The sequence below is a fragment of the Paraburkholderia sp. BR10954 genome (assembly GCF_040965775.1).
Lineage (GTDB): Bacteria > Pseudomonadota > Gammaproteobacteria > Burkholderiales > Burkholderiaceae > Paraburkholderia > Paraburkholderia youngii.
In genome coordinates, this window is the sequence record NZ_JBFRCK010000365.1 from 1 (window position 1) to 222 (window position 222).

Below are 222 nucleotides of genomic sequence, written 5' to 3' on the forward strand. Positions count from 1 at the left end.
ACGCCCTTGGGCGTGCCGGTGGAACCCGACGTGTAGATCACATAGGCCAGATGGTGCGGGCCCAGGCCCAGCGCGCGCGCATCCGGATCCGATGACGGCTGCCCGGCCCACGCCGGTGACTGCGCCTCCAGCTCCACCAGCCCCACGCCAGCGAGCGCCTCCCCGCCCAGCGCCGCACGCCCCGCCGCATCGGCCAGCACCAGCCGCGGCGCCGCCTCCCCC

General features: G+C 76.6%; 1 protein-coding gene. It reads right to left on the reverse strand.

Annotation, left to right across the window (positions count from 1 at the left end):
* Nucleotides 1-222, reverse strand: a 222-nt coding sequence (locus tag AB4Y34_RS42590; protein WP_368719384.1) for an AMP-binding protein, incomplete at both ends; no start/stop codon positions are given.